The organism is Burkholderia sp. Bp9031, from assembly GCF_003857965.1.
GTDB lineage: Bacteria > Pseudomonadota > Gammaproteobacteria > Burkholderiales > Burkholderiaceae > Burkholderia > Burkholderia ambifaria_A.
Window position 1 is genome coordinate 151,959 of record NZ_QTPW01000013.1, and the last position, 22,330, is coordinate 174,288.

A 22,330-nucleotide genomic window follows, 5' to 3' on the forward strand; every position below is an offset into this window, starting at 1 on the left:
ACGAAATCATGACGGCAATCCAACACTTCTTTAAGACCTTCTTCCTGACGGAGCTGCTGAAGGGGCTCGCGCTGACCGGTCGTTACACGTTCCGGCGCAAGTTCACCGTGCAGTTCCCGGAAGAGAAGACCCCGATCTCGCCGCGCTTCCGCGGGCTGCATGCACTGCGCCGCTATGAAAACGGCGAAGAGCGCTGCATCGCGTGCAAGCTCTGCGAGGCCGTGTGCCCCGCAATGGCGATCACGATCGAATCGGAAACGCGCGCGGACAATACGCGCCGCACGACGCGCTACGACATCGACCTGACGAAGTGCATCTTCTGCGGTTTCTGCGAAGAAAGCTGCCCGGTCGATTCGATCGTCGAGACGCAGATTCTCGAGTACCACGGCGAAAAGCGCGGCGACCTGTATTTCACGAAGGAAATGCTGCTCGCGGTGGGCGATCGCTACGAGAAGGACATCGCTGCGGCGAAGGCTGCCGACGCGCCGTATCGTTGATTGTGTTTGCAGTGCCGGCCCGGCATGAACGGGCCGAGCCGCCGCGACGGGTGCGGCACGCGAGAGCGTCCCGCAAGCCGCGCCTGACTATGGCCTAACGATGAACCGGTAATCATGGAATTCACGACCGTACTGTTCTACATCTTCGCGCTGCTCCTGGTGGTATCAGGGCTGAAGGTGATCACTTCGCGCAACCCGGTGGCGTCTGCGCTTTTCCTTGTGCTGGCGTTCTTCAACGCCGCCGCGATCTGGATGCTGCTGGAAGCGGAGTTCCTCGCGATCCTGCTGGTGCTGGTGTACGTGGGCGCCGTGATGGTGCTGTTCCTGTTCGTCGTGATGATGCTGGACATCAACATCGATTACCTGCGCCGAGACTTCAAGCGCTTCGTGCCGATGGCAACGGTGGTCGGCGCGATCATCGTGGTCGAGACCGCACTGATCCTCTGGCGCGGCTACGGCGACACGCACACGGTGCACGCAATGGCGACGGGCGCGATGGCCGACTGGTCGAACACGCGACTGATCGGCAAGGTGATCTACACCGACTACATCTTCGCGTTTGAAATCGCCGGCCTGGTGCTGCTGGTCGCGATCATCGCCGCGATCGGGCTGACCGAGCGCAAGGGCAAGGACAGCAAGCGCCAGCGCGTGTCGGATCAGGTCAAGGTGCGCCGCGACGACCGCGTGCGCCTCGTGAAGATGGAAGCGGAAAAGCCGCAGCCGGAAACGGCGCAGAGCGAAGCCGGTTCGAGCACCAACGGCTAAGCGGAGGAAAGGAAAACCATGCTGACTCTTGCTCATTACCTCGTGCTCGGCGCGATCCTCTTTGCGATCGCGATCGTCGGGATCTTCCTGAACCGCCGCAACATCATCATCATCCTGATGGCGATCGAACTGATGCTGCTGGCGGTGAACACCAACTTCGTCGCGTTTTCGCATTACCTCGGCGACGTGCACGGCCAGATCTTCGTGTTCTTCGTGCTGACCGTTGCCGCAGCGGAAGCCGCGATCGGTCTCGCGATTCTGGTGACCCTGTTCCGTAAGCTCGACACGATCAATGTCGAGGATCTCGATCAGCTCAAAGGTTAATTTCAGGCAACGCTGTTATGTCAACGACACTCAATGAAAACCTGCTGCTGGCGATTCCGCTCGCTCCGCTGGCCGGCTCGCTGATTGCGGGGCTGTTCGGGAACGCAGTCGGGCGCAAGGGCGCACACCGGATCACGATCCTCGGCGTATTGATCGCGTTCCTTCTGTCGGCGAAAGTCTTCTTCGACGTAATGGGCGGCGCAAGCTTCAACGCGACCGTCTATGAATGGATGAACGTCGGCTCGCTGAAACTCGAAGTCGGCTTCCTCGTCGATTCGCTGACCGCGATGATGATGGTCGTCGTGACCTTCGTCTCGCTGATGGTGCACGTGTACACGATCGGCTACATGTCGGAAGAAGACGGCTACCAGCGCTTCTTCTCGTACATCTCGCTGTTCACGTTCTCGATGCTGATGCTCGTGATGAGCAACAACTTCCTGCAGCTGTTCTTCGGCTGGGAAGCGGTGGGTCTGGTGTCGTACCTGCTGATCGGCTTCTACTTCACGCGTGAGAGCGCGATCTACGCGAACATGAAGGCGTTCCTCGTGAACCGCGTGGGCGACTTCGGCTTCCTGCTGGGCATCGGCCTGCTGCTCGCGTTCGCGGGTTCGATGAACTACGGCGAAGTGTTCGCCAAGCGCGCCGAGCTCGCGAGCCTGCACTTCCCGGGCACCGACTGGGGCCTGCTGACCGTTGCCTGTATCTGCCTGTTCATCGGCGCGATGGGCAAGTCCGCGCAGTTCCCGCTGCACGTGTGGCTGCCTGACTCGATGGAAGGCCCGACCCCGATCTCGGCGCTGATTCACGCGGCGACGATGGTGACGGCCGGCATCTTCATGGTGTCGCGCATGTCGCCGCTGTTCGAACTGTCGGATACCGCGCTGTCGTTCATCACGGTGATCGGTGCGATCACGGCACTGTTCATGGGCTTCCTCGGGATCGTCCAGAACGACATCAAGCGTGTCGTCGCGTACTCGACGCTGTCGCAGCTCGGCTACATGACCGTCGCGCTCGGCGTGTCCGCTTACCCGGTCGCCGTGTTCCACCTGATGACGCACGCGTTCTTCAAGGCGCTGCTGTTCCTCGGCGCCGGTTCGGTGATCATGGGCATGCACCACGATCAGGACATGCGCAACATGGGCGGCCTGCGCAAGTACATGCCGATCACGTGGATCACGTCGCTCGTCGGTTCGCTGGCGCTGATCGGTACGCCGTTCTTCTCGGGCTTCTACTCGAAGGACTCGATCATCGACGCGGTGAAGCTGTCGCACCTGCCGGGTTCAGGCTTCGCGTACTTCGCGGTCGTCGCGAGCGTGTTCGTCACGGCGCTGTACTCGTTCCGCATGTACTTCCTGGTGTTCCACGGCGAAGAGCGCTTCCGCAATCCGAAGCATCCGGAATCGCCGATGGGCATGGCGGCCGCACATGGCCACGGCCACGACGATCACGGCCACGGCCATGACGACCACGCGCACGAGCCGCACGAGACCCCGTGGGTCGTATGGGTGCCGCTGGTCCTGCTGGCGATCCCGTCGGTCATCATCGGTGCGATCGCGATCGGTCCGATGCTGTTCGGCGACTTCTTCCAGCACGGCGTCGCGTTCGACAAGGTGATCTTCATCGGCGAAAACCATCCGGCACTGGCCGAGATGGCCGAAGAGTTCCACGGCTGGGTCGGCATGGGTCTGCACTCGGTGTCGGGCCTGCCGGTGTGGCTGGCGCTCGCCGGTGTCGTCGTCGCGTGGTTCCTGTACCTTAAGCGTCCGGATCTGCCGGCGTCGATCCGCCGCGCGTTCGGTCCGATCTACACGCTGCTGGACAACAAGTACTACATGGACAAGATCAACGAAGTGGTGTTCGCCCGTGGTTCGGTGGCGATCGGCCGCGGCCTGTGGAAGGAAGGTGACGTCGTCGTGATCGACGGCCTCGTCAACGGCAGCGCCCGGTTCATCGGCTGGTTTGCCAGCGTGATCCGCTTCCTCCAATCCGGTTACATCTATCACTACGCGTTCGCCATGATCATCGGCATGCTGGGGCTCCTGACCCTGTTTGTAACGCTCGGCGGCAAATAAGGCGGGGGACAACTTAATGCACGCTTTTCCGATTCTCAGTACCGCGATCTGGCTGCCGATCGTTTTCGGCCTCCTCGTGCTCGCGGTGGGTAACGACAAAAATCCGGGGACGGCCCGCTGGGTTGCGCTGATCGGTTCGCTGCTCGGTCTCGCGGTCACGATCCCGCTGATCACGGGCTTCGACTCGAGCACGGCTGCGCTGCAGTTCGTCGAGCAATCGACCTGGATCGAACGCTTCGACATCTCGTACCACCTCGGTGTCGACGGCATCTCGATGTGGTTCGTCGTGCTGACCGCGCTGATCACGGTGATCGTCGTGATCGCCGCGTGGGAAGTGATCACCGAGAACGTCGCGCAATACCTCGCGGCCTTCCTGATCCTGTCCGGGATCATGATCGGCGTGTTCTCGGCAGCCGACGGCCTGCTGTTCTACGTGTTCTTCGAGGCGACCCTGATCCCGATGTACATCATCATCGGCGTGTGGGGCGGCCCGAACCGCGTGTACGCGGCGTTCAAGTTCTTCCTGTACACGCTGGCCGGCTCGCTGCTGATGCTGGTCGCGCTGATCTACCTGTACACGCAGACGCATTCGTTCGACCTCGCGACGTGGCAGAACGCGAAGATCGCGATGACGCCGCAGATCCTGCTGTTCATTGCATTCTTCCTCGCATTCGCGGTGAAGGTGCCGATGTGGCCGGTGCACACCTGGCTGCCGGACGCGCACGTGGAAGCGCCGACGGGTGGTTCGGTCGTGCTGGCAGCGATCATGCTGAAGCTCGGCGCGTACGGTTTCCTGCGTTTCTCGTTGCCGATCACGCCTGACGCAAGCCACTTCCTGGCACCGGTCGTGATCACGCTGTCGCTGATCGCGGTGATCTACATCGGCCTCGTCGCGATGGTGCAGTCCGACATGAAGAAGCTGGTCGCGTATTCGTCGATCGCGCACATGGGCTTCGTGACGCTCGGCTTCTTCATCTTCAACCAGCTCGGCGTCGAAGGTGCGATCATCCAGATGATTTCGCACGGCTTCGTGTCGGGCGCGATGTTCCTGTGCATCGGCGTGCTGTACGATCGCGTGCACTCGCGCCAGATCGCTGATTACGGTGGCGTCGTGAACGTGATGCCGAAGTTCGCGGCATTCGCGATGCTGTTCTCGATGGCCAACTGCGGCCTGCCGGGTACCTCGGGTTTCGTCGGCGAGTTCATGGTGATTCTCGCAGCCGTCCAGTACAACTTCTGGATCGCATTCGGCGCGGCGTTCACGCTGATCCTCGGCGCTGCCTACACGCTGTGGATGTACAAGCGCGTGTATTTCGGCGCGGTCGCGAACGATCACGTTGCCAAGCTGAAGGACATCGGCCGTCGCGAATTCGTGATGCTGGCCGTGCTCGCCGCGTTCACGATGCTGATGGGCCTGTATCCGAAGCCTTTCACCGACGTGATGCACGTTTCCGTGGAAAACCTCCTCTCCCACGTCGCGCAGTCGAAGCTGCCGCTGGCCCAGTAATCGCGAGCGGAGGAAATCAAGATCATGAACGCTCCTATGAATGTCCTGTTGCCTGACGCGCTGGTGATGGTCGCCATCGTCGTCGCATGGCTGAACGACACCTTTACCGGTGCCGCTGGCCGCCGCCTGACCTATCTGATCGCGGTGGTTTCGTCGGTCGTCGCCGGCGTGTGGTTCGCCGTGCAGGCGCTGGATCCGCAGCAGTACTACTTCTTCTCGCGGATGGTCGTCGTCGACTCGTTCGCGAGCATGATGAAGGCCGTCGTGTCGATCGGCTTCGCGGTCACGCTCGTCTATTCGCGCAAGTACCTCGAAGACCGCGACATGTTCCGCGGAGACGTGTTCCTGCTGGGCATGTTCTCGCTGCTCGGCCAGCTGGTGATGGTGTCGGGCAACAACTTCCTGACGCTGTATCTCGGCCTCGAACTGATGTCGCTGTCGCTGTATGCGGTCATCGCGCTGCGTCGTGATGCCGTTCAGTCGAGCGAAGCCGCGATGAAGTACTACGTGCTGGGCGCGCTCGCGTCGGGCTTCGTGCTGTACGGCATCTCGATGCTCTACGGCGCGACCGGCTCGCTCGAACTCGGCGAGGTGTACAAGGCGGTCGGTGGCAACACCGATGCAGCCGTGCTGATGTTCGGCGTGGTCTTCATCGTCGCCGGTATCGCGTTCAAGCTCGGCGCCGTGCCGTTCCACATGTGGGTGCCTGACGTCTACCAGGGCGCACCGACCGCGATGACGCTGTTTGTCGGCGGCGGCCCGAAGGTTGCCGCGTTCGCGTGGGGCCTGCGCTTCCTGGTGATGGGCCTGCTGCCGCTCGCACAGAACTGGCAGACCGCGCTCGTGATCCTTGCCGCGCTGTCGCTGATCGTCGGTAACATCACCGGTATCGTCCAGCGCAACATCAAGCGGATGCTCGCGTACTCGGCGATCTCGAACATGGGCTTCGTGCTGCTCGGCCTGCTCGCCGGCATCGTGAAGGGCGACGCGACCGCACCGGCGAACGCGTACAGCTCGGCGATGTTCTATGCGATCGTCTACCTGATCACGACGCTCGGCTCGTTCGGCGTGGTGATGCTGCTCGCACGCCGCGATTTCGAAGCGGAAACGATCGACGACTTCAAGGGTCTCAACAAGCGCAGCCCCGTGTTCGCGTTCGTGATGATGGTCATGATGTTCTCGCTGGCCGGTATCCCGCCGACCGTCGGCTTCTACGCGAAGCTCGCGGTGCTCGAGGCGACCGTCAACGCAGGTCTCACGTGGCTGGCCGTGCTGGCCGTGATCACGTCGCTGTTCGGTGCGTTCTATTACCTGCGCATCGTCAAGCTGATGTACTTCGATGCACCGCAGGACACGGCCCCGGTCACCGGCGATTTCTGCAAGCGTACGATCCTCGTGCTGAACGGCCTCGCGGTCGTCGTGCTCGGCCTGATCCCGAGCCCGCTGCTGACGGCCTGCCTGCAGGCGATCCGTCACACGCTGCCGCTGTAATGTCGGTAGCCGGCTGGTTCATCGTGCTGTTGGCGCTCGTATGCGCCAACGTGCCGTTCCTGAACCAACGCCTCTTCGCCGTCGTGCCGTTCGGCGCGACGAAGAAGAACGCGTGGGTTCGGATCGGCGAGCTGATCGTGCTGTATTTCGTCGTCGGCGCGCTCGGCTTCTGGCTCGAGTCGCGCGCCGGCAACCGCTTCGAACAGGGCTGGCAGTTTTACGCGATCACGTTCAGTCTCTTTATCGTGTTCGCGTTTCCCGGCTTCACGTTCCAGTATCTCGTCAAACGACGCTGACGGCTTCGGCCGTCACGCTCAATTACGGAGCCGCCGATGGCCGAACTTCCCAATCACGACGCCGCACTGACCGAAACCTGCCTCGAGAGCGAGGCGATTTTCGAAGGCTCGTTCCTCAAGCTCAAGCGCGATACCGTCCGTTTGCCGGATGGCAAGCAGGCCACGCGCGAATACGTCCAGCACCCGGGCGCGGTGATGGTGATTCCGCTGTTCGACGACGGCCGCGTGCTGATGGAAAGCCAGTATCGCTATCCGATCGGCAAGGTCATGGCCGAATTCCCGGCCGGCAAGCTCGACCCGAACGAAGGCGCGCTCGCCTGCGCGGTGCGCGAGCTGCGCGAGGAAACCGGCTACACGGCACGCGAATACGTGTTCCTGGCCCGGATTCACCCGATCATTTCCTATTCGACCGAATTCATCGACCTGTATCTCGCGCGCGGGCTGACGGCCGGCGAGCGTAAGCTCGACGAAGGCGAATTCCTCGAAACCTTCACGGCGACGCTGCCCGACCTGCAGGAATGGGTGCGCACGGGCCAGATCACCGACGTGAAGACGATCATCGGCACGATGTGGCTCGAGAAAGTGCTGTCCGGCACCTGGCCGCTCGGCCTCGTCCAGAAGCCCTGACGGCACGTCAGCGGCGGGTGGGGCGCCGCGTTACAATCGGGTGACGCGGCCGCTTTCCGGTCGCGCGATCTAATTTAGCACGATCGTTCACAAAAGCGCGTTTTGCGCTACACTCGTCACACGCCCTGATTCAGCATGAAGGTCCTCGATTTACAGTGCCCGCATGGTCATCGGTTCGAAGGCTGGTTCGCTTCCGCCGATGAGTTCGAAGCGCAGTTGTCCCGCAAGCTGGTCGAATGTCCAGTGTGCGGGACGACCGAGATCAACCGGATGCCGTCGGCGCCGCGCCTGAACCTGTCGGGTGCGACGCAGGCACAGCCGGCCGATCCGCGTGCGCTGCAGGCGCAGGTGATGCGCGCGCTGCGCGAGGTGCTGGAGAAGACCGAGAACGTGGGCGAGCGCTTCGCCGAGGAAGCGCGGCGCATCCATTACAACGAGGCGCCGGCACGCAGCATTCGTGGCGTCACGACGCCGGAGGATGCGCAATCCTTGGCTGAAGAAGGCATCGACGTGATGCCGCTGCCGATTCCAGCCGCGCTGAAAGAACCGCTGCAATGACGTACGCAGTGTGTCCTGGCCGGGCCGGACGGCCGCGGTCAGGAGACACTGCGCATGGATCTGGATTATTCCCCCGCCGACGACGCGTTCCGCGTCGACATCCGCGCCTGGCTTGAGGCCAATCTGCCTCATGCACTGCGCGCCAAAGTACTCGATCACAAACGACTCGATCGCGAGGATTACGCGAGCTGGCACCGGATTCTCGGCCAGCGCGGCTGGTCTGCGCCCGCATGGCCGGCCGAATACGGCGGCCCGGGCTGGAACGCGACGCAGCGGCACATCTGGGACGAGGAGTGCGCCCGCATCGGTGCGCCGACCGTGCTGCCGTTCGGCGTGTCGATGGTTGCGCCGGTGCTCATGCAATACGGCAGCGAAGCGCAGAAGCGCCACTATCTGCCGCGCATCCTGGACGGCACCGACTGGTGGTGCCAGGGCTATTCGGAGCCGGGCTCCGGTTCCGACCTCGCGTCGCTGCGCACGCGTGCCGAACGCCACGGCGACCACTACGTCGTCAACGGCCAGAAGACCTGGACGACGCTCGGCCAGTACGCGGACATGATGTTCTGCCTCGTGCGCACCGATCCGGCCGCGAAGAAGCAGGAGGGTATCTCGTTCCTGCTGATCGACATGAAGACGCCCGGCATCACGGTGCGTCCGATCATCACGCTCGACGAGGACCACGAAGTCAACGAGGTGTTCTTCGAGGACGTGAAGGTGCCCGTCGAGAATCTCGTCGGCGATGAGAATCGCGGCTGGACTTACGCGAAATACCTGTTGGGGCACGAGCGCTCCGGCATCGCGCGCGTCGGCGCGTCGAAGCGCGAGCTCGTGTTCCTGAAACGCGTGGCGTCGAACCAGCGCAAGAACGGCAAGCCGTTGCTCGCCGATCCCGTGTTTGCCGCGAAGGTCGCGGCACTCGAGGTCGAACTGATGGCGCTCGAGGTGACGGTGCTGCGTGTCGTGAGCCGCGAGACGAGCGGCAAGGGGCCCGGCCCCGAGGCGTCGATGCTGAAGATCAAGGGTACCGAGGTGCAGCAGGCGCTCACCGAGCTGATGTTCGAGGCGATCGGGCCGCTCGCCGCGCCGTTCGACGTCCCGTTCCTCGAAGGTGAGCGCGAACACAGCAGCGCGGGCGACGACGACGCTGCGCCGCTCGCCGCGTACTACTTCAATTACCGGAAGACGTCGATCTACGGCGGTTCGAACGAGATTCAGAAGAACATCATCGCGCAGATGATCCTGGGGCTGTGATCAGGAAACGGAGACAACCATGGATTTCAGCTTTACCGATGAGCAGCAACAGTTCGCCGACGCGCTGCACCGCTATCTCGGCGAGCAATACGGTTTCGACGCGCGCCAGGCCATCGTGCGCAGCGACGCGGGCGTGTCGGACGCGCAATGGAGCGCATTCGCGGAGCTGGGCCTGACCGCGCTGCCCGTGCCGGATGCACAGGGCGGATTCGGCGGCGGCCCGGTGGACATGCTGGTCGCGATGCAGGAGCTCGGCCGCGCACTCGTGGTCGAGCCGTACTGGGCGACGGCGGTCGGCATCGAGGCGCTGCGGATTGCCGGGTCCGGCACGGGTGACGATGCCGCGCTGCTGGAAGCGGTCGCACAAGGGCAGAAGCGTCTGGCGGTTGCATTCCACGAACCGCGGGCACGCTACGACCTGTACGAACTCGATACGCACGCGCGCGAACAGGGCGGCATCTACCGGCTGACCGGCACCAAGTCGGTCGTTCAGCACGGGGCGCAGGCGCATGCGTGGATCGTGCCGGCGCGTGTCGACGGCGGCGGCATCGGCCTGTTCGTCGTCGAGCGCGACGCCCCGGGAGTGACGCTCGTCGACTACCGGACGATCGACGGCCAGCGCGCCGCGACGATCGAGCTGCATGAAACGCCTGCGCGGCAACTGACGGGTGGCGCACGCGATGCGGTTGCCCTCGAGCAGATTGCCGATTACGCGACCTTCCTGTTGTGCGCGGAAGCGGTTGGTGCACTCGACGAGCTGAACCGCGCGACGGTCGAATACACGAAGACGCGCGAACAATTCGGCGTGCCGATCGCGCGTTTCCAGGCGCTGCAGCACCGGATGGTCGACATGCTGATTCACGCGGAGCAGGCGCGTTCGCTGACTTACCTGGCCGCCGTGCGTTACGCGGGCGGCGATGCCGATGCGCGACGCAAGGCGGTTTCCGCCGCGAAGGCGCGGGTTGGCGCGGCCGCACGCTTCGTCGGTCAGCAGGCCGTGCAACTGCACGGCGGCATGGGCGTGACCAACGAAGTCGCCGCAGCACACCTGTTCAAGCGGCTGTCGATCATCGAGACGACGCTCGGCGACACCGATCATCACCTTGCGCGCATCGCGGCCCTGCCGGATTTCGCGCAGACCGACGCGGCCTGACGGCGACGCGCTAGCGCACCAGAGGAGACACACAGTGGGTATCAGTTACGAAGATCTGGAAGTCGGCAGTACGACCGAAATCGGCCGCTACACGTTCGAGGCGGACGACATCAAGACGTTCGCGCAACGCTACGATCCGCAGCCGTTCCACCTCGACGAGGAGGCCGGCAAGGCATCGCCGTTCGGCGGGCTGGTCGCGAGCGGCTGGCATACGTGTTCGGTGTTCATGAGCCTGCTCATCAAGAAGCTGGGGCCGGATTCGACCAGCATGGGCTCGCCAGGCATCGACTCGATCCGGTGGATCAAGCCCGTGCGCGCCGGCGACACGATCACGATGTACCAGAAGGTCCACGACAAGCGCGTGTCGGCGAGCAAGCCCGACCGCGGCATCGTGTCGACGGAGTGGATCGGCACCAACGGCGCCGGCGACACGGTGATCACCGTGCATACCAAGGTGATCTTCGGGCTGCGCCATCCGCAAGGGGCGGGCGCATGACGGACGTGACATTGCCGCTGATCGCGTCGGCTCAGGCGCTGCATGCGCGGATCGGCGCGGAGCCGCTTATGAGCGGCTGGGTCGAGATCGACCAGCGTCGGGTCGACGGTTTCGCCGATGCGACCGGCGATCACCAGTGGATACACGTCGATCCCGAGCGCGCGCGCCGCGAGTCGCCGTTCGGTGGCCCGATCGCGCACGGTTTCCTGACGCTGTCGCTGATTCCCGCGTTGATGGCGGATGTGATGCGCTTCGAGCAGAAGATGGGCGTGAACTACGGACTGAATCGCGTACGGTTCCTGAAGCCGGTGCCGGTCGGCGCACGCGTGCGTGCGCTATTCGCGGTGAAGGAAACCGCGGAGGCCGCACAGGACGGCGTGCAGGTGACGTGGTCGGTGTCGGTGCAGGTCGAGCGTCCCGACGCGCCTGTGCTCGTTTGCGCGGCGGAATTCATTACACTGCACTATTTCTGATGCGCGCGGCGGCATTGACGGATGCCGCTGCGTTGCGTGCTGCTTCAGTGCTTTGCGTATTGCGTTGCGCCGAACAGCATCTCGCGCGCCTTGTCGTCCTGCAGTGCCTTGCGTAGCGATGCGAGCACTTCGACACCGCGCTGCACGGCCGGCCGCGCGGCAATCGCTTCGTGCCAGCGCTTCACGTTCGGCAATTCGTCGAGCACGATGCCCTGGTTCTGCCACGAACGCGTCCACGGGAACGTCGCAATGTCCGCGATCGTGTACGTGTCTCCCGCGAGATATTCGGATTCGCCGAGGCGTTTTTCCATCACGTTGTACAGGCGCTTCGCTTCGTTCGTGTAGCGATTGACCGCATATTCGATCTTCTCCGGCGCATACAGGCGGAAGTGGTGTGCCTGCCCGAGCATCGGGCCGACGCCGCCCATCTGGAACATCAGCCATTCGAGCGTTGCGTAGCGCGCGGCCGGGTCGCTCGGCAGGAACTTGCCGGTCTTTTCCGCGAGGTATACGAGGATCGCACCCGATTCGAACAGCGAGATCGGCTTGCCGCCGGGGCCGTCCGTGTCGATGATCGCCGGGATCTTGTTGTTCGGGCTGATCTTCAGGAATTCGGGCTTGAACTGGTCGCCCGCACCGATATCGACCGGATGCGCACGATACGCGAGGCCCGTTTCCTCGAGCATGATGTGTATCTTGTGGCCGTTCGGGGTCGCCCAGCTGTAGACGTCGATCATCGTCAACTCCTTCGTTGCATGCGCGAAAACGGCGCCGACAGGGCGCCGCGACAGGCGGTCATTAGAGCATGGATCGACGCGGGTTGCAGGCGACGGGAACGCGCGGCCGCGCACCGGCGTACGGGTGTCGATGCGGTGACGGCGAGGCTGTTCGAACAGCGGGACCGTGCCGGATCAGCGCTTGTAGCGCGGCGGGCGTTTCTCGAGAAACGCGGTAATGCCCTCGAGCGCGTCCGCGTGATGCAGCGATGCGACGAAGTGATCTCGCTCGGTGCCGAGATGGGTCTCGAGCGGCTGCGCGGGCGCATCGTCGAGCAGCGACTTGATGCGCGTGAGCGCGTTCGGCGAGATGCCGGCAAGCGAGTCGGCCCACGCGAGCGCGTCGGACAATACGGCACCGGGTACGGCAAGCCGATTGACGACGCCGAGCGCATGCAGGCGTTCGGCCGCGACGGGCTTGCCTTCGAACAGGATTTCGGCGGCCAGCGCGCGCGGCAGCGCGCGTGCGAGGAACCAGGAGCCGCCGCCATCGGGCGTGAGGCCGACGCGTGCATACGACATCACGAACTTCGCGTCGTGCGCGGCAACGATCAGGTCGCACGCGAGCGCGAGCGAGAAGCCCGCGCCGGCCGCCGCACCTTCGACCGCCGCGATCACAGGTTTCGTCGATGCACGGATCGCCGTGATCCACGCGGCAAGCTGATCGATGCTGTCGGCCTGGTAGGCCGGGTCCTTCGAGCGGTTATCGAGTAGCCGGTTCAGGTCGCCGCCCGCGCAAAAGAAGCGATCGGCTCCCGTGAGTACGACGGCGCGAATCGCGGGATCGCGCTCGGCGGTGGCGAGCGCTTCGACGCCGGCCGCATACATGTCGGGATGCAGCGCGTTGCGCGCGCCGGGATTTGATAGCGTGAGGACGAGCGTCGATTCGCTCTCGGGCGGACGCGAGGCCAGCAGTTCAGCACTCATGCGAGTGTGTCTCCATCGAATTCGAATGGCGGGGACGGCGACGTCGCACGCCGCGCGGGCACGTGCTCATGCTCATGCAGATCAGGGTGCTGCCGCAGTGGATGCAATGTTGTCGTGACGGACGCGAAACTGATTTAGACTAGCACGAACGTGCTTTTCAGCGCGACGAATCCCGATGCGGCCGGCATCGCTGCGGCCGCGCTTCAGCAAGGAAGGAGACTCCGATGCTACAGCTGTGCGGTATTCCGTTGTCCAACTACTACAACAAGGTGAAGTTCGTCCTGCTCGAACATGACATCCCGTTCGAGGAATTGACCTGCAGCTTGCCGATCAGCGATGCTGCGCTGCTCGCCGATTCGCCGCTCGGCAAGATTCCGTTCGTGAAGACGGAAGAGGGCGCGCTGTTCGAGTCGCAGGTGATCATCGAGTATCTGGCCGCGCGTTATCCCGACAAAGCCATTTTCCCGTCGGGGCCGTTTGCGGCCGCAAAGGTGCGCGAACTCGTCGAGACGCTCGAACTGTATCTCGAATGGACTGCGCGAGAGGTCTATACGGAAGCGTTTTTCGGCGGCAAGGTCAGCGACGGGATGAAAGCGCACGTCGAGAAGCGCCTGCCGCGCGCGATCGATGCATTCAAGCGGATGGCGCAGTTCTCGCCCTATGTGCTCGGCGACGCATTCAGTCTTGCGGACATTGCCGCATCGATCCATCTGCCGGTGATCGGGATGGCGACGAAGGCCATCTTCGGCCGCGATTTCCTGCTCGACGCAGGCATCGACTGGAAGGCGCATGCGAAGCTGGTCGGCGAGCGGCCGGCCGCGCAGCGCGTGGCGGCCGACCGCAAGGCCTATATCGCGGTGACGGGCACCGCGCGGTCATAAGCGCGAGCCGGGCGAGGCACCGGGCAGCATTGGCTGCCCGTGCCGGACTTACAGGCGCGCGAGCCGTTCGAGTGCGGACGCGAGCGTACTCCCCTGTTTCGCGAAGCAGAAGCGCACGACGCCCGATTCATGCGGCTCATGATAGAACGCGGACACTGGAATTGCCGCCACGCCGATCTCCGACGTGAGCCACTTCGAAAATTCCGCTTCGGACAGGTCGCTGATCGCCGAATAGTCGACGCACTGGAAGTACGTGCCGGGGCACGGCAGCAGCCTGAAGCGCGTGCGTTCGAGGCCGGCGCGGAAGAAGTCGCGCTTCTTCTGGTAGAAGTCGGGCAGCGTCAGGTACGGCGCCGGATCGCGCAGGTAGTCGGCGAGCCCGATCTGCATCGGCGAGTTGACCGTGAACACGTTGAACTGGTGGACCTTGCGGAACTCAGCGGTGAGCGCCGCCGGCGCCGCGACATAGCCGACCTTCCAGCCCGTCACGTGATAGGTCTTCCCGAAGCTCGACACGATGAAGCTGCGCGCGGCCAGTTCCGGGTAGCGCGCGACGCTCTCATGCCGCGCGCCGTCGTAGACCATGTGTTCGTACACTTCGTCCGACAGGATCAGCACGTTGGTGCCGCGCACGATCTCCTCGAGCTTGCGCATGTCGGCCTCGCGCCACACGGTGCCGGTCGGGTTGTGCGGCGTGTTGATCATGATCATCCGCGTCTTCGGCGTGATCGCGGCAGCGAGACGATCGAACGGGATCGCGTAGTCGGGCGCTTCCAGCGTGACGAACACGGGCTTGCCGCCGGCGAGTTCGATCGACGGCAGGTAGCTGTCGTAGGTCGGTTCGACGACGATCACTTCGTCGCCCGGATGCACCGCGCACAGGATCGCCGTCAGCAGTGCCTGCGTCGCGCCGGCCGTCACCGTGATCTCGGTGGCCGGATCGTAGCGCCGGCCGTAGACCTGCGCGATCTTGTCGGCGATCGCGTCGCGCAGGGGCGCGACGCCCGCCATCGGCGGATACTGGTTGTGACCGTTGCGCATTGCGGCCGCGACCGCGTCGACGATGCGCGGGTCACAGTCGAAATCGGGGAAGCCCTGGCCGAGGTTCACGGAGCCTTTCTCGGCGGCGAGCGCGCTCATGACCGTGAAGATCGTGGTGCCGACGTTCGGCAGGCGCGAGGGGAAAACAGGAGTCGTAGGCATGTCGGAAGGAGCGTTCATCGATACGATCGCAAGCGGGTGGCGCCGGGGCCGTCAGGCCGGCGTGGTGGGGGTGGCCGACGCGGCATCGAGCGCGCAGGCTTCGGTAAACGGCGCGGGCTGCGCGATCCGGAAGCCGAAGTCACGTGCGGTGCGCTTCGCGAGCTTGAGCAGCGCACGGTCCTTCGACACGAGCCATTCGGCCTGCGCGGCGCGCGCGAGCTCGAGAAACTTCTGATCGTCGCGGTCCTTGCACTTCGGCAGCGGCGGCGCGTCGGCGTCGACGGGCGGCGGCTCGACGAGGCTCGTCAGGCGGGCGACGGTCGCGAGCGCCTCGGCCTTGTCGATCGCGCGCGCCTGGAACTGCGGGTAATCGAGCACGAGCTCGAGTTCGTTCAGGCAGCGGCCGTCGATCACGGCGGCCAGCGTGCCGCGTTCGAGCGCGGCACGGATCGGGCGTGTGGCAGGGTCGTCGAATACGAGTATGTCGATCCAGACGTTCGAGTCGAGCACGACGCGATGTGCGGCATGCGGGGCGAGAGAGCGGGTCATTCGTTACAATCGGTGGTTTTCGTCTGACCGCAAGGCACGGCGTGCCAGCGAGCCTCTATGATAATCGTTCTCTCTCCCGCCAAATCCCTCGACTACGAGACGCCCGCCCACGTCCCGTCTTACACGCAGCCTGCATTCGTCGACGAGGCGTCGGAACTGATCGACGGCCTGCGCAAGCTGTCGCCACAGGACATCGCGACGCTGATGGACATCTCCGACCCGCTCGCGCGCCTGAACTTCCAGCGTTACGCGGACTGGTCGCCGACCTTCACGCCGGCCAATGCGAAGCAGGCGATGCTCGCGTTCAACGGTGACGTGTACGAAGGGTTCGATGCCAAATCGCTGTCGGTCGCCGATCTCGACTACGCGCAGCAGCACGTGCGCGTGCTGTCCGGCCTGTACGGACTGCTGCGCCCGCTTGACCTGCTGCAGCCGTACCGGCTCGAGATGGGCACCCGGTTCGCGAACGCCCGCGGCAAGGATCTGTATGCGTTCTGGGGCGACCGGATCACGCGGGCGCTGAACGAGCAGCTCGAGACGCGCAGCGGTGCGGCGCGCGTGCTGATCAATTGCGCGTCGACCGAGTACTTCAAGTCGGTCAAGCCGAAACTGCTGGCGGCACCGGTCGTCACGCCGATATTCGAGGACTGGAAGGGCGGTCGCTACAAGATCATCAGCTTCCACGCGAAGCGCGCCCGTGGCCTGATGGCGCGCTACATCGTCGAGAACCGCATCGCCGAACCGGCGGCGCTGAAGGATTTCGCGGCGGAAGACTACGCGTTCGACGCTGCAGCATCGAACGATTCGACTTACGTATATCGCCGGCGAATCGGCGAGTGACCATGTCGGCCGTTCACGAGACGGCCGGCGCATGCATGAGGCCGGGCAGGGGGCAAACCGCCCGTTCCGGTCGCAACTGGAGAGACAGATGACCCTTTCGATCACCAGCAATTTCGACGCGGGCGCCATCGACGTCGTATCGTGCGACAGCCCGGACGCGATCCGGTTGCGCGTGCGTGGCGACAACCGCTCGGAGTTCGCGCAATGGTTCTACTACCGCCTGACGGGCGCGCGCGGCGAACGATGCGTGATGTCGTTCGAGAATGCGGCCGAATGCGCGTATCCGTCGGGATGGCGCAACTACAGCGCGGTCGCGAGCTACGATCGCGTCGACTGGTTCCGCGTGCCGACGACGTTCGACGGCAAGACGATGACCATCGATCATACGCCCGAGTTCGACAGCATCTACTACGCGTATTTCGAGCCGTATTCCGAAGAGCGTCATGCGGCGTTCCTCGGCGCGGTCCAGCAGCTGCCGCAGGCGAGCATCGTCGAACTCGGTCGCACGGTCGAAGGCCGTCCTATGTCGTTGCTGTCGCTGGGTACGCCGGAGGTCGACGGCATGCCGAAGAAGAAGGTGTGGATCATCGCGCGTCAGCACCCTGGCGAGACGATGGCCGAGTGGTTCATCGAAGGGCTCGTCAAGCGGCTGGCCGGATGGGGCGATTGGGCGGGCGATCCGGTGGCGCGCAAGCTGTACGATCGCGCGACGTTCTACATTGTCCCGAACATGAACCCGGACGGCAGCGTACACGGCAACTTGCGCACCAATGCGGCGGGCGCGAACCTGAACCGCGAGTGGATGGAGCCCGATCCCGAACGCAGCCCCGAAGTGCTGGCGGTGCGCGATGCGATTCATGCGATCGGTTGCGACATGTTCTTCGACATTCACGGCGACGAGGATCTCCCGTACGTGTTCGTCGCGGGTTCGGAGATGCTGCCGAGCTTCACCGAGCAGCAGGGCAAGGAGCAGACCGCATTCATCGATGCGTTCAAGGTCGCGAGCCCGGATTTCCAGACAGAGCACGGCTATGCGGCAAGCAAGTACAAGGAAGATGCGCTCAAGCTCGCGTCGAAGTACATCGGCCACCAGTTCGGTTGCCTGTCTCTGACGCTCGAGATGCCGTTCAAGGACAACGCGAACCTGCCCGACGAGCGGGGCGGCTGGAACGGCGAACGCAGCGCCGCGCTGGGTGCTGCGATGCTGGCGGCGATCCTGGTGCACGTCGAGACGTTCGCGTAAGCGCACCGCCGTCGATGTGAAAAAAGCCGGCGCATCGTGTGATGCGCCGGCTTTTTTGCTTCTGTCGTTGCCGCTCCGTCGTATCAGGACTTCTTCACGGTTTTCTTCTTCACGGCTTTCTTCTGGCCGCTTGATTTCTTCGTTGCAACGGCCTTCTTGCCGGTGCGGCCGGATGTCTTGGCCTTCACCTTGCCGCGGTGCGACTTGCCCTTGAATTTCTGCGGCGACGACGAGCGCTCGACGCGTGGCTTCAGCGGCGGCACGGGATCGTTCCAGCTGAATGCGAGCATTTGCTGGCCGATGTAGCCGCAGCGGAATTTCAGCGGTGTCGGGTCGCTGCCGTCGCTGTGGATGCCGAGGCCGTCTACGGTGACGATGTTGTCGACCTTTACGCGCTGCTTGCCCTGATCGAACGAATCGCTCCACGGCGTGATCGTCGCGTTGCCGCTTTCGAACGCGTTCGGCGCGAAGTCGACGCGGTCGAAGGCTGACGATGTGCTTGCGATGAAGCTGCCGTGCGCCGCACAATCGGCGACGATCGGATCGGCATGCATCTCGTTGACGAATTTGTTGATCAGTTCGGAGCGCTGGTCGAGGAGGTCGGCGAATACCGGTGCCGGCAGCGCAAGCGACAGGCCCGCGACACAGGCTGCCAGCTTGCCGAGCGCCCGGAAAATCCGGAGCGAGGCAGGAGAGCTGTCCATCTGGTTATTGGTGAGGAGCAAATGAGGCATCGGGCACGTATAGATGCCCGATGAAGATCAGGAGTTCAATCTTAGCGTAAAAAAGTTGTGCGGCAGTAGATGCCACACTCTCCCGCGCTGTGGAAGCGGATCGTCGCGCGCATCGATTGCATCGGGACAAAGTGCAGTCAGGCGCGCGGGCCACCGAGACGGTAGCGCCGCACGTCGAATGTCGTGACCCATGCCGGCCGATAGACGGCGATGAGCGCCGTGGCCATGCCGGTGAACCACGCTTCGCCAAGCGCGAGCAGCGCGGTGTTGAGCAGATAGCCGGCGGGAATCACGACGGGCACGCCGTCCGCGAGTGCGAGCTGGACGCCGGCCGCGGCCGCGGCGACCGCGACGATCGCGATGGCCGGCGACAGGAATCCCTGACCGGTGATGAACGAGGCGAGGTTGTGCGGGAGCCACGCGATCGCGGCGCGCTGCAGCAACGCGGACACAGCGACCGGCAGCGCACCGTAGATCAGATAGGTGAGGCCGATGCCTTGCCACGGCGCGTCGAACACGATCGCGGCGACGGCCGTGACGGCACCCATCGCGATCAGCGCGAGCGTCCAGTCGAACAGCGTGACGAGCAGCGTCGCGCCGAGCAGGTGCATGACGATGCCGTCCTCGAGCCATGCATTCGAGGCCCACAGAACCGTGATCGCAGTGACGAGCGCGAGCCACACGTGCTGGAGCGTTGCGTCCTGCAGACGGACGAAGGGACGATTCCAGAGCGCGAGCGCGAGCAGAGCCACGGCGGCGATCCAGCCGCCGATGCCGACCCAGAGCGGAAGCGGTGTGAAAAGAAAACCCATGCGTCCATATTACTCGTTGAGCATCAAAGGTGGGAATTCGCACATGCAGACCGTCGCAATATCGATACTGCCCGACTAGCGTTCGCGCCGAAACCGCGCCGGCGGTTCGGCCGCGAGCGGCAGGTCGCGGGTGCCGGTGTTCGCGGCCGGCAGCGGGTACGGACGGTTGTTCCGTTGCGTGCGCAGCGGGACCGGGCCGCGTTCGCCGACGACCGGCTTGCCTGCGCGTTCACGGTTCGCCAGCAGCACCTCGAGATGTGGCGACAGCCAGCCGTTGTAGATCGCGACGGCGGCGGCTCGGTTTGCCGCGCCAAGCTGCTGGAAGATGCTGGCAAGGTGGATCTTCACGGTGCCTTCGCTGATGCCGAGCGTGCGGGCGATCATCTTGTTGGTGCTGCCCATATGGACGAAGCGCATGATCTGCGCCTGTCTCGGCGACAGGAGGCTGCTGGGCGGGCGGCGCGGCAGCGATCCGGCGAGTGTCTGGAAATGGGCGTCGTGGCGTGCCGCAGCGGCGGACGGTAGCAGGCTGAGCGCGATGGGCGGGATATAGTGGCCGCCCAGCAGAACCATCTCGAGTGCCCGCACGATCAGATGCGGCCGCATGGAGTGCGGGATCACGCCCGCGACGCCGTAGTTGTAGAAGCGCTGGATGGCTTCCGGCGTGGATTCGTCGATCAGTACCGCTGCGGGCGTCGGCGAGCAGGCGCTGCAGAGCGCCTGGAGTTCGCTGAGCCGCCCGACGTCCGGCCAGTTGATCGCAACGAGGTCGAAGCGCTGGGTGCGCAGCAGTCGACGCGCCTGGAAACTGTCGGGCGCATCGTTGATGTTGGCGTGACGGTCGATCTGCCGTAGCAGGGCCTTCAGTCCGTCACGCCGTTCGGCGTCTGAGTTCAGCACCAGGAACCGCATATTCAACCTCCGTAAGGTAAGTCATTGAGCTGCCGTCGGCATGCGTTGGATCCGATAATGACAAAAACCTTACACGATGTCTGCTTGGCCGAAAGGCTTAGGAAAAGTCCGAAATTTCGAGTGAGGGAAACGCGGGCGAGAAAAAAGCCGCTTCGGCAGGAACCAGAAGCGGCTTCGTGGGGCAGGCTCGGCGAGCGCTGCGGTTCGCGATCAGTGAAAGTGCGGTTGGGCCGGTGATGCGTCTTCCGGCATTTCCGCATGGACGATCTCGCCGAGCGGATCCGCATAGAGCGGCACGCCGCAGTCGTCGCAATACTCGGGCTCGAAGCGGCCTGCGTGCCGGCGGACGTCGGTTACACCGCATTCCTTCAGCAGACTTACGATTTCCTCGAGCGGCCCTTCGATCGGTGCTTCGCCTTCGAGCGTCGCGCTGTCGATCGACACATCGCCGTTCTCGCGGCCGTAGAGCGGCCACACAACGCCATAGATTACGTCGTTGCTGGCACGTCGCGTGAAGCCGACGCGATACTCGTCGATCCGGCGTTCGCCGAAGCCCGCGACCACGGCGCGCAGTTCCTGCGGCGCCGCACCAAGTGTGTCAAAAAGATAACGGACGGCCGTTCGGACCGTGTGCGGACGGATGCGTTCGTCTGCATCGCGGCAGGCCGAATAGTACGCGTCCGGAAGCAAGCATTCGAACTCGCAGCCGGGGAGGGCAACCGACAGGTTCGGGCCGCCCTGGGCGGTCCACTGCTCGAGACACTGGCCGCGTTCGATCCGGTTGCCGTGCTCTTCTTCCTGCCAGCGGAACAGCGGTGCACCCGCTGGCGCGGCGACGACGGCGAGCAGGAAGCGCGGGTCGGCCAAGATCGGCGAGGTTTCGGGCAGGTCCCCGAAGCTCAGCTTGGCGGCATGCTGGCCAATTGCCGCATGCGCCAGCTGCTGGGCGAGCCGGTAGGTCTCGACGTGGTGGCGCGGCAGCTGGTCGATGCTGTACAGGAACGGGGCCAGTCCGACGAGCGTGCCGGTTGCGAGCACGTGTGCCTGCAGTTGCGTGCGCAGTGCGTCGGCGACATCGCCTTTCAGCGGACCCGACGGAATCATGTAGCGCGTCCACGCGAGAACGGGAACGGCGACCAGCAGAGCATCGTACGGTTGGTCGTCATGCTCGATCACCATCGATTCACTGTGCGTCTCGGCCATGTCGGCGAGCGCGCCATAGGCATCGGGGTGGTTCTGCTGCAGATGGTCGAGGGCTGCGTCGAGCGTGGTCTGGTTGCCGTTGCGAACGATCTTGGCGAGCAGCGCGTCGAGCTTCGCTTCCCAGAAGCGATCCTCGATGCGGCTACCCGAGGCGAAGAGCGCAAGCGACAGGCCGACCAGTTTGTCGGCGTCGGGGGGGAGGCGTTTGGCGATTCGCTGGCGCATATTAAATACGTATAGAAAGAGGCGAAGAACCTCATATTCTAGTCCGTTCTTTGCACGATAAGCTGTCCCGTGCTCCGGCATGGCGGAAAGGCCGCATCGACGGGGATGAAGAAAAATCCATCAAACCCCTTGCGCGATCGGCGGTGACTGCATAGAATCACGCCTCTTTCGCGCTAACGGAAACGCAGCGCGGGAGAAGAAGGGAAGCGGTGCGGTTGAGGGCAGGTTGTAGAGCCCCGGCGCACACGAAGTTGAACCCCAGCCGTCGCAACGAAGCAGTTAAAAAAGTTGTTGACGAACTGAGAAACACGGTTCATAATCTCGCTTCTCTGCTGCTGAAAACGCAGCGCTGCTGAGAAACACGAAGTTTCTCGCAGAAATGCTCTTTAAAAATTAACAGCCGATAAGTGTGGGCGCTTGATGGAAGCGAGCTGATCCTCGGATCAGATAGCGAAAGTATCAAGAGTCTCACACTAAAGTAAGTCAGGTTTATGAAGTGATTCATATACCTGTCA

Annotated in this window: 24 protein-coding genes; 16 read left to right on the forward strand and 8 right to left on the reverse strand. The window is 63.8% G+C overall.

Features of this window, described 5'->3' with window-relative positions:
- The first annotated feature begins 8 nt into the window (after window positions 1–8).
- The 13 genes from nuoI (at window position 9) to DIE15_RS19035 (ending at window position 11,510) form a co-directional block, all read left to right on the forward strand.
- Window positions 9–497 (forward strand): NADH-quinone oxidoreductase subunit NuoI, encoded by a 489-nt coding sequence (gene nuoI / locus DIE15_RS18975; RefSeq protein WP_011885529.1) that lies wholly within the window; start codon window positions 9–11, stop codon window positions 495–497.
- Window positions 498–611: 114 nt separating this feature from the next.
- A complete protein-coding gene (locus DIE15_RS18980) occupies window positions 612–1,262 on the forward strand; it encodes an NADH-quinone oxidoreductase subunit J (protein WP_014896509.1) in 651 nt (216 codons plus the stop codon).
- Window positions 1,263–1,280: 18 nt separating this feature from the next.
- On the forward strand, window positions 1,281–1,586 hold the full coding sequence (gene nuoK, locus DIE15_RS18985) for an NADH-quinone oxidoreductase subunit NuoK (protein ID WP_004185739.1): 306 nt from the start codon (window positions 1,281–1,283) through the stop codon (window positions 1,584–1,586).
- A 17-nt stretch (window positions 1,587–1,603) separates the two neighbouring features.
- Complete coding sequence (nuoL, locus tag DIE15_RS18990; protein ID WP_057929207.1) at window positions 1,604–3,658, forward strand: NADH-quinone oxidoreductase subunit L; 2,055 nt, start codon at window positions 1,604–1,606, stop codon at window positions 3,656–3,658.
- A 16-nt stretch (window positions 3,659–3,674) separates the two neighbouring features.
- On the forward strand, window positions 3,675–5,165 hold the full coding sequence (locus DIE15_RS18995; protein ID WP_124834056.1) for an NADH-quinone oxidoreductase subunit M: 1,491 nt from the start codon (window positions 3,675–3,677) through the stop codon (window positions 5,163–5,165).
- A gap of 36 nt (window positions 5,166–5,201) precedes the next feature.
- Entirely contained in the window at window positions 5,202–6,656 is a 1,455-nt protein-coding gene (gene nuoN / locus DIE15_RS19000; RefSeq protein ID WP_173938515.1) for an NADH-quinone oxidoreductase subunit NuoN, read from the forward strand.
- On the forward strand, window positions 6,656–6,952 hold the full coding sequence (locus DIE15_RS19005) for a DUF2818 family protein (RefSeq protein ID WP_124834058.1): 297 nt from the start codon (window positions 6,656–6,658) through the stop codon (window positions 6,950–6,952). The genes nuoN and DIE15_RS19005 overlap by 1 nt, the downstream gene beginning before the upstream one ends.
- Window positions 6,953–6,988: 36 nt before the next feature.
- Window positions 6,989–7,579: an NUDIX domain-containing protein gene (locus DIE15_RS19010; protein WP_057929203.1), complete on the forward strand. Its 591-nt coding sequence runs from the start codon at window positions 6,989–6,991 to the stop codon at window positions 7,577–7,579.
- Between the two features lie 135 nt (window positions 7,580–7,714).
- The gene (locus DIE15_RS19015; RefSeq protein WP_006756910.1) at window positions 7,715–8,137 is read left to right on the forward strand and encodes a DUF1178 family protein; all 423 of its coding nucleotides are present in this window, start codon (window positions 7,715–7,717) and stop codon (window positions 8,135–8,137) included.
- Window positions 8,138–8,191: 54 nt separating this feature from the next.
- Window positions 8,192–9,388 (forward strand): acyl-CoA dehydrogenase family protein, encoded by a 1,197-nt coding sequence (locus DIE15_RS19020; protein ID WP_124834059.1) that lies wholly within the window; start codon window positions 8,192–8,194, stop codon window positions 9,386–9,388.
- Window positions 9,389–9,407: 19 nt separating this feature from the next.
- Entirely contained in the window at window positions 9,408–10,541 is a 1,134-nt protein-coding gene (locus DIE15_RS19025) for an acyl-CoA dehydrogenase family protein (protein ID WP_124834060.1), read from the forward strand.
- Window positions 10,542–10,575: 34 nt separating this feature from the next.
- Entirely contained in the window at window positions 10,576–11,037 is a 462-nt protein-coding gene (locus DIE15_RS19030; RefSeq protein ID WP_057929200.1) for a MaoC family dehydratase, read from the forward strand.
- The gene (locus DIE15_RS19035) at window positions 11,034–11,510 is read left to right on the forward strand and encodes a MaoC family dehydratase (RefSeq protein WP_124834061.1); all 477 of its coding nucleotides are present in this window, start codon (window positions 11,034–11,036) and stop codon (window positions 11,508–11,510) included. Before DIE15_RS19030 ends, DIE15_RS19035 begins: the two co-directional genes overlap by 4 nt.
- Before the next feature lie 44 nt (window positions 11,511–11,554).
- Here the strand turns inward: DIE15_RS19035 and DIE15_RS19040 are convergent, their stop codons facing one another.
- Entirely contained in the window at window positions 11,555–12,247 is a 693-nt protein-coding gene (locus tag DIE15_RS19040) for a glutathione binding-like protein (protein WP_057929253.1), read from the reverse strand.
- Window positions 12,248–12,421: 174 nt separating this feature from the next.
- Window positions 12,422–13,213 carry an oxepin-CoA hydrolase, alternative type gene (locus DIE15_RS19045; RefSeq protein WP_057929198.1) on the reverse strand — a complete coding sequence of 264 codons (792 nt, stop codon included), beginning with the start codon at window positions 13,211–13,213 and terminating at the stop codon, window positions 12,422–12,424.
- A 224-nt stretch (window positions 13,214–13,437) separates the two neighbouring features.
- Between DIE15_RS19045 and DIE15_RS19050 the strand changes: the two genes are divergently transcribed.
- Window positions 13,438–14,094 (forward strand): glutathione S-transferase, encoded by a 657-nt coding sequence (locus DIE15_RS19050; protein ID WP_124834062.1) that lies wholly within the window; start codon window positions 13,438–13,440, stop codon window positions 14,092–14,094.
- 48 nt (window positions 14,095–14,142) lie between these two features.
- Here the strand turns inward: DIE15_RS19050 and DIE15_RS19055 are convergent, their stop codons facing one another.
- Window positions 14,143–15,315, reverse strand: a complete 1,173-nt coding sequence (locus DIE15_RS19055; RefSeq protein WP_124834063.1) for a pyridoxal phosphate-dependent aminotransferase — start codon at window positions 15,313–15,315, stop codon at window positions 14,143–14,145.
- Between the two features lie 33 nt (window positions 15,316–15,348).
- A complete protein-coding gene (locus tag DIE15_RS19060) occupies window positions 15,349–15,846 on the reverse strand; it encodes a putative toxin-antitoxin system toxin component, PIN family (RefSeq protein WP_124834064.1) in 498 nt (165 codons plus the stop codon).
- Between the two features lie 57 nt (window positions 15,847–15,903).
- On the opposite strand from DIE15_RS19060, the gene yaaA reads away from it, so the two are divergent.
- Together yaaA and DIE15_RS19070 are read left to right on the forward strand one after the other, a co-directional pair.
- Window positions 15,904–16,686 carry a peroxide stress protein YaaA gene (gene yaaA, locus DIE15_RS19065; protein WP_124834065.1) on the forward strand — a complete coding sequence of 261 codons (783 nt, stop codon included), beginning with the start codon at window positions 15,904–15,906 and terminating at the stop codon, window positions 16,684–16,686.
- A gap of 88 nt (window positions 16,687–16,774) precedes the next feature.
- Window positions 16,775–17,929: a M14-type cytosolic carboxypeptidase gene (locus DIE15_RS19070; RefSeq protein ID WP_057929193.1), complete on the forward strand. Its 1,155-nt coding sequence runs from the start codon at window positions 16,775–16,777 to the stop codon at window positions 17,927–17,929.
- Window positions 17,930–18,012: 83 nt separating this feature from the next.
- Here the strand turns inward: DIE15_RS19070 and DIE15_RS19075 are convergent, their stop codons facing one another.
- From DIE15_RS19075 to DIE15_RS19090, 4 genes are all read right to left on the reverse strand, one after another.
- Complete coding sequence (locus tag DIE15_RS19075; protein WP_124834066.1) at window positions 18,013–18,663, reverse strand: BspC domain-containing protein; 651 nt, start codon at window positions 18,661–18,663, stop codon at window positions 18,013–18,015.
- 137 nt (window positions 18,664–18,800) lie between these two features.
- On the reverse strand, window positions 18,801–19,475 hold the full coding sequence (locus DIE15_RS19080; protein WP_057929191.1) for an energy-coupling factor ABC transporter permease: 675 nt from the start codon (window positions 19,473–19,475) through the stop codon (window positions 18,801–18,803).
- A 75-nt stretch (window positions 19,476–19,550) separates the two neighbouring features.
- The gene (locus DIE15_RS19085; RefSeq protein WP_124834067.1) at window positions 19,551–20,387 is read right to left on the reverse strand and encodes a response regulator transcription factor; all 837 of its coding nucleotides are present in this window, start codon (window positions 20,385–20,387) and stop codon (window positions 19,551–19,553) included.
- A gap of 210 nt (window positions 20,388–20,597) precedes the next feature.
- Window positions 20,598–21,815 carry a DUF2863 family protein gene (locus DIE15_RS19090; protein WP_057929189.1) on the reverse strand — a complete coding sequence of 406 codons (1,218 nt, stop codon included), beginning with the start codon at window positions 21,813–21,815 and terminating at the stop codon, window positions 20,598–20,600.
- Window positions 21,816–22,330 lie beyond the last annotated feature (515 nt).

Excerpts from the sequence above, each read along its gene's own strand:
- DIE15_RS19050 (WP_124834062.1), top strand. The coding sequence starts at position 13,438 with ATGCTACAGCTGTGCGGTATTCCGTTGTCCAACTACTACAACAAGGTG.
- DIE15_RS19035 (WP_124834061.1), top strand. The coding sequence starts at position 11,034 with ATGACGGACGTGACATTGCCGCTGATCGCGTCGGCTCAGGCGCTGCAT.
- DIE15_RS19075 (WP_124834066.1), bottom strand. The coding sequence starts at position 18,663 with ATGCCTCATTTGCTCCTCACCAATAACCAGATGGACAGCTCTCCTGCC.
- DIE15_RS19055 (WP_124834063.1), bottom strand. The coding sequence starts at position 15,315 with ATGAACGCTCCTTCCGACATGCCTACGACTCCTGTTTTCCCCTCGCGC.
- DIE15_RS19045 (WP_057929198.1), bottom strand. The coding sequence starts at position 13,213 with ATGAGTGCTGAACTGCTGGCCTCGCGTCCGCCCGAGAGCGAATCGACG.
- DIE15_RS19040 (WP_057929253.1), bottom strand. The coding sequence starts at position 12,247 with ATGATCGACGTCTACAGCTGGGCGACCCCGAACGGCCACAAGATACAC.
- DIE15_RS19020 (WP_124834059.1), top strand. The coding sequence starts at position 8,192 with ATGGATCTGGATTATTCCCCCGCCGACGACGCGTTCCGCGTCGACATC.
- nuoN (WP_173938515.1), top strand. The coding sequence starts at position 5,202 with ATGAATGTCCTGTTGCCTGACGCGCTGGTGATGGTCGCCATCGTCGTC.
- DIE15_RS19010 (WP_057929203.1), top strand. The coding sequence starts at position 6,989 with ATGGCCGAACTTCCCAATCACGACGCCGCACTGACCGAAACCTGCCTC.
- DIE15_RS19070 (WP_057929193.1), top strand. The coding sequence starts at position 16,775 with ATGACCCTTTCGATCACCAGCAATTTCGACGCGGGCGCCATCGACGTC.
- DIE15_RS19005 (WP_124834058.1), top strand. The coding sequence starts at position 6,656 with ATGTCGGTAGCCGGCTGGTTCATCGTGCTGTTGGCGCTCGTATGCGCC.
- nuoI (WP_011885529.1), top strand. The coding sequence starts at position 9 with ATGACGGCAATCCAACACTTCTTTAAGACCTTCTTCCTGACGGAGCTG.
- DIE15_RS18995 (WP_124834056.1), top strand. The coding sequence starts at position 3,675 with ATGCACGCTTTTCCGATTCTCAGTACCGCGATCTGGCTGCCGATCGTT.
- yaaA (WP_124834065.1), top strand. The coding sequence starts at position 15,904 with ATGATAATCGTTCTCTCTCCCGCCAAATCCCTCGACTACGAGACGCCC.
- DIE15_RS19025 (WP_124834060.1), top strand. The coding sequence starts at position 9,408 with ATGGATTTCAGCTTTACCGATGAGCAGCAACAGTTCGCCGACGCGCTG.
- nuoL (WP_057929207.1), top strand. The coding sequence starts at position 1,604 with ATGTCAACGACACTCAATGAAAACCTGCTGCTGGCGATTCCGCTCGCT.
- DIE15_RS19080 (WP_057929191.1), bottom strand. The coding sequence starts at position 19,475 with ATGGGTTTTCTTTTCACACCGCTTCCGCTCTGGGTCGGCATCGGCGGC.
- DIE15_RS19090 (WP_057929189.1), bottom strand. The coding sequence starts at position 21,815 with ATGCGCCAGCGAATCGCCAAACGCCTCCCCCCCGACGCCGACAAACTG.
- DIE15_RS19060 (WP_124834064.1), bottom strand. The coding sequence starts at position 15,846 with ATGACCCGCTCTCTCGCCCCGCATGCCGCACATCGCGTCGTGCTCGAC.
- DIE15_RS18980 (WP_014896509.1), top strand. The coding sequence starts at position 612 with ATGGAATTCACGACCGTACTGTTCTACATCTTCGCGCTGCTCCTGGTG.
- DIE15_RS19015 (WP_006756910.1), top strand. The coding sequence starts at position 7,715 with ATGAAGGTCCTCGATTTACAGTGCCCGCATGGTCATCGGTTCGAAGGC.
- nuoK (WP_004185739.1), top strand. The coding sequence starts at position 1,281 with ATGCTGACTCTTGCTCATTACCTCGTGCTCGGCGCGATCCTCTTTGCG.
- DIE15_RS19085 (WP_124834067.1), bottom strand. The coding sequence starts at position 20,387 with ATGCGGTTCCTGGTGCTGAACTCAGACGCCGAACGGCGTGACGGACTG.